Raw genomic sequence first — 3976 nt, 5'->3', positions numbered from 1 at the left:
CCAGCCTCTTTTTTGGGGAAGCACATATTTGTATGACTTCTTTTTTGATGCTGTTCCCTCTGTTTTTATGGTATACTGAAAGCGACAACATGATTGGAGCTCCCGATGAAAAAGATCCCCTTAGTATTTTCAGGCTGTCTGTTAGGACTGGTTGGCGCTGGAAACCTTCTCGCAGACTCGCTACCCTTCCTTGCTCACGCCTTTAGTCTGACAGGTTTGTTCTTCTGGTTTTTCTTTGTCGTTTATCATGCAATTCGCTGGCAAGAAACCAAGATAGAATTCCAACAACCAGCCCTTTTATCTGGGATGGCGACTTTTCCCATGGCAGGGATGATTCTATCCACCTATCTTTTGCGCCTCTTTCCAGCCTTTGGAGGTCTATCACAGTTGGTCTGGTGGTCTGCCTTTCTCTTGGATCTGGGCTTAATTCTCTATTTTACCAAGACCCATATCCTAGCGCGACCAAGAGCCAATGCCACTCCGAGTTGGACCGTTCTCTATGTGGGCATTGCAGTAGCAGCCTTGACTTATCCAGTTGTAGGAATCAGAGAGATTGCTTATCTCGCTTTAGTGATTGGTTTTGGTTTGACCTTTCTTCTCTATCCCCTTATCTATCATGATTTGAAGCAGTCCCCCTTGCCCAGTCATCTGTTGGGGCAAGAAGGCATCTATTGCGCTCCATTTTCCCTTCTTTTAGCAGCTCTGGTTCGTGTGGGTGGAGCAAGCCTTCCTGTCTGGTTCTTACTGATCATGGTAGTTGCCTCACAAGGTTTTTATTTCTTTGTTTTGACGCGTCTACCGAGAATGATCAAAGAAGGTTTTCAACCTGCTTTTTCAGCCCTGACCTTTCCAACGGTCATCACAGCGACCTCTTTGAAAATGGCCCAAGGCTTGTTGCAGTGGCCTTTCTTGACAGCTCTCGTATGGATGGAAACTCTTCTTTGTCTCTTGATTTTAGTCGCTGTTTTAGGAGGTTATGTGGTCTATCTCAGGGAGTAGGAAGTCATCCTTTTTCATTGAAACCTTGTCACGATTATGGTAAGATGCACTATACGATTTGTCATACTCTATAGGAAAGGTATCTATGAAATTCATTAAAGGAAAGATCTCGCTGCTTTATCCCCTTTTTCTGCTCTTGTTTTATTTTTATGTTCGGCCCCAATTTCGCCCTTTGGCCCAGTACGTCTCCAATAGTGTAGCAAGCGCCAATAGCTATTATTGGACCTTATTTGGCCTAGAAGGCCTCTATGCAGTCTTTACAGGATTTTTGGTCTACCGTTTTTCTAAAAAAGCGCAATTTAAGCTGGGGAAGAACCCTCTTCAAGCTCTGATAGAAGCCGTTTTTGCGGCCTGTTTGGTTTACTGGTTGGACTACTTCATCAGTGGTTTTGTTCAAGGACGGGCAGCCGTTTTGAGTCTGTTTCCACGGGAAATTAGCCCCACAGGGGTGCTTATCCTAGTGATTGCAATGGTTATTATCCGGCCGGTGACAGAAGAGCTGATCTTTCGTGGAGCCTTGGTGAATGCCTACTTCAAAGGCTGGAAACTCTATGCTGAGATTTGGCTTCCAGCCCTCATCTACAGTGGCCTACATTTTCTCCACACTCCCTTTTCGTTAGGGGCTTGTATCATCTATCTCCTGCCGAGTGTGATTTTTGGGATCCTGTATTATAGGAGTAAGACACTCCTTTCTCCTATTTTGGCTCATATCTTGCTCAATCTCTACTACACCTTGCCTTTACTTTTATCTGTATTCAAGTAATAACCGATTTCCTGAGTGAGATTGGTTTTTTTTGAAAATATGGTATAATAGAATAAATTTAAAAGAGGGAGTGGAGGTTTGAAAAAAAGCTACCGCGTCAAACGTGACAAAGATTTTAATGCTATTTTTAAAAGTGGTCAAAATGTTGCCAATCGGAAATTCGTTGTTTACCGCTTGCGCAAAGACCAACCACATTTTCGAGTCGGTCTATCTGTTAGTAAGAAACTGGGAAATGCTGTGACCAGAAATCGCATCAAACGTTTGATTCGCCATGTTTTGATCAAACACCAAGCCTTCCTTACGACCGATGATTTTGTTGTCATTGCTCGTAAAGGAGTGGAGGAGCTCGACTTTCATCAAGTAGAGAAAAATCTTGTACATGTCTTAAAATTAGCGCATGTCTACCAAGAAAGGGAATAAAGTGAAAAAGAAACTGAAGTTAACTGGATTATTAGGAGCGGCCTTATTGGTCTTGACAGCTTGTGGAACCTCTCAAGTGACAGCTCAGTCGACAGGTGGTTGGGAACGCTTCGTCTACTTCTTTGCAGAAGCCATCCGCTTCTTGTCATTTGGCGGTAATATCGGTGTAGGGATTATCGTCTTTACCATTGTCATCCGAACGGTCCTTTTGCCGCTCTTCCAATATCAAATGAATTCAACCCGCAAAATGCAGGAAATTCAACCCTTACTCAAGGAATTGCAAGCTAAGTATCCTGGGAAGGATCTTGATAGCCGAACCAAGCTTTCTGAAGAGATGCGAGCCCTTTACAAAGAAAAAGGCGTCAAAACGTCTTCAGCCTTCCTTCCTCTCTTAATCCAGATGCCGGTCTTGATGGCCTTGTTCCAAGCACTGAGCCGTGTTGAATTCCTTAAAGTCGGTCACTTCCTCTGGTTGGACCTTGGCGCGATCGACCCGACCTACATCTTGCCGGTTCTTGCCGCACTCTTCACATTTTTCAGTAGTTGGTTGACAAATAAAGCCATGCCAGAGCGCAATGGAAGTGCAACAACTATGATGTATGTGATGCCTGTGATGATCTTCTTCTTTGCCTTGTTCTCAGCCAGCGGGGTCGCACTATACTGGGTGACTTCCAATGCTTATCAAGTCGGGCAAACCTATCTCTTGAACAACCCCTTCAAGATTATTGCAGAGCGTGAAGCAAAAGAGCAAGCTTCGCGCGACATGGAAAAACAAAAACGCCGTGCCCTAAACAAAGCACAGAAAAAGAAAAAATAAGAAAGAGGTGGACATATGGTCCTATATACTGGAGCAACTGTTGAAGAAGCGATTCAAAAAGGCCTGAACGATTTAGATATTCCCCGTATGAAGGCACATATTACAGTTGTAGCACGTGAGAAGAAAGGTTTTCTTGGCTTGTTTGGGAAGAAGCCAGCCCAAGTAGAGATTGAGCCGATTGCAGAAACAACGGTCGTCAAAGCCAATCAAAAAGCTGTCAAAGGCGTACCGGACGAAATTAATGCACAAAACGAGCCGGTCAAGACCGTGAGCGAAGCAACAGTTGACCTTGGGCGCGTGGTTGCTGCGATTAAGAAGGTTGAAAAAGAGGGGGAAGTCGTCTCTGAAGAAATCAAGACGGAGATTCTCAAACATGAAAAAGAAGCGAATACGGTTCTTGAAGAAAAAGGGCATGAGCATATCCTTGAGAAAGTCAAAGAACCAGCGACAAAAGAATCAAGCGAGTCTGATTTCTCAAACCTTGGTATCGAGGTAGAGGAAAACTACAATATCGAAGAAGTCGTAGCTGATGTGACAGCCTATGTTCAAACAGTGGTTGATGAAATGGATGTCGATGCAACCATCTCAAGCAGTCACAACCGCCGTACGGTCAATATGCAAATTGATACCAATGAGCCTGGGCGCGTGATTGGTTATCATGGAAAAGTCTTGAAGGCTCTTCAACTCTTGGCGCAAAATTACCTCTATAACCGTTATTCAAAGAATTTTTACATTACCATTAATGTTAATGACTATGTAGAACACCGGGCAGAAGTTCTTCAAAGCTATGCTCAGAAGTTGGCAACACGTGCCCTCGAAGATGGGCAAGCCCAACAGACAGATCCGATGTCAAACAGTGAACGGAAAATCATTCACCGGATCGTCTCTAAGATGGAAGGAGTCACTAGCTACTCTGAAGGGGAAGAACCAAACCGTTACGTGGTGGTAGACATCGAAGGATAATCTAGCTATTATTT

The 3976-nt window shown here is 44.1% G+C and carries 5 protein-coding genes; all 5 read left to right on the top strand.

The annotated features are described in order from the left end of the window. Positions 1 to 105 precede the first annotated feature (105 nt). The 5 genes from SPADD19_RS08550 to jag all read left to right on the top strand — a co-directional run bounded on the left by SPADD19_RS08550 (position 106) and on the right by jag (position 3962). On the top strand, positions 106 to 999 hold the full coding sequence (locus SPADD19_RS08550) for a TDT family transporter (protein WP_049498732.1): 894 nt from the start codon (positions 106 to 108) through the stop codon (positions 997 to 999). 85 nt (positions 1000 to 1084) lie between these two features. Further along, complete coding sequence (locus SPADD19_RS08545) at positions 1085 to 1762, top strand: CPBP family intramembrane glutamic endopeptidase (RefSeq protein ID WP_061455787.1); 678 nt, start codon at positions 1085 to 1087, stop codon at positions 1760 to 1762. A gap of 78 nt (positions 1763 to 1840) precedes the next feature. Further along, the gene (gene rnpA / locus SPADD19_RS08540; RefSeq protein ID WP_003002960.1) at positions 1841 to 2182 is read left to right on the top strand and encodes a ribonuclease P protein component; all 342 of its coding nucleotides are present in this window, start codon (positions 1841 to 1843) and stop codon (positions 2180 to 2182) included. Position 2183: 1 nt separating this feature from the next. Continuing rightward, a complete protein-coding gene (locus SPADD19_RS08535; protein ID WP_041818502.1) occupies positions 2184 to 2999 on the top strand; it encodes a YidC/Oxa1 family membrane protein insertase in 816 nt (271 codons plus the stop codon). 15 nt (positions 3000 to 3014) lie between these two features. Further along, positions 3015 to 3962: an RNA-binding cell elongation regulator Jag/EloR gene (jag, locus tag SPADD19_RS08530; RefSeq protein WP_049517814.1), complete on the top strand. Its 948-nt coding sequence runs from the start codon at positions 3015 to 3017 to the stop codon at positions 3960 to 3962. Positions 3963 to 3976 lie beyond the last annotated feature (14 nt).

This window comes from Streptococcus parasanguinis (assembly GCF_001578955.1).
GTDB classification, from domain to species: Bacteria; Bacillota; Bacilli; order Lactobacillales; family Streptococcaceae; genus Streptococcus; species Streptococcus parasanguinis_U.
Note: the sequence above shows the minus strand (reverse complement) of the source record. Positions and strands in the feature narration are given on the sequence as shown.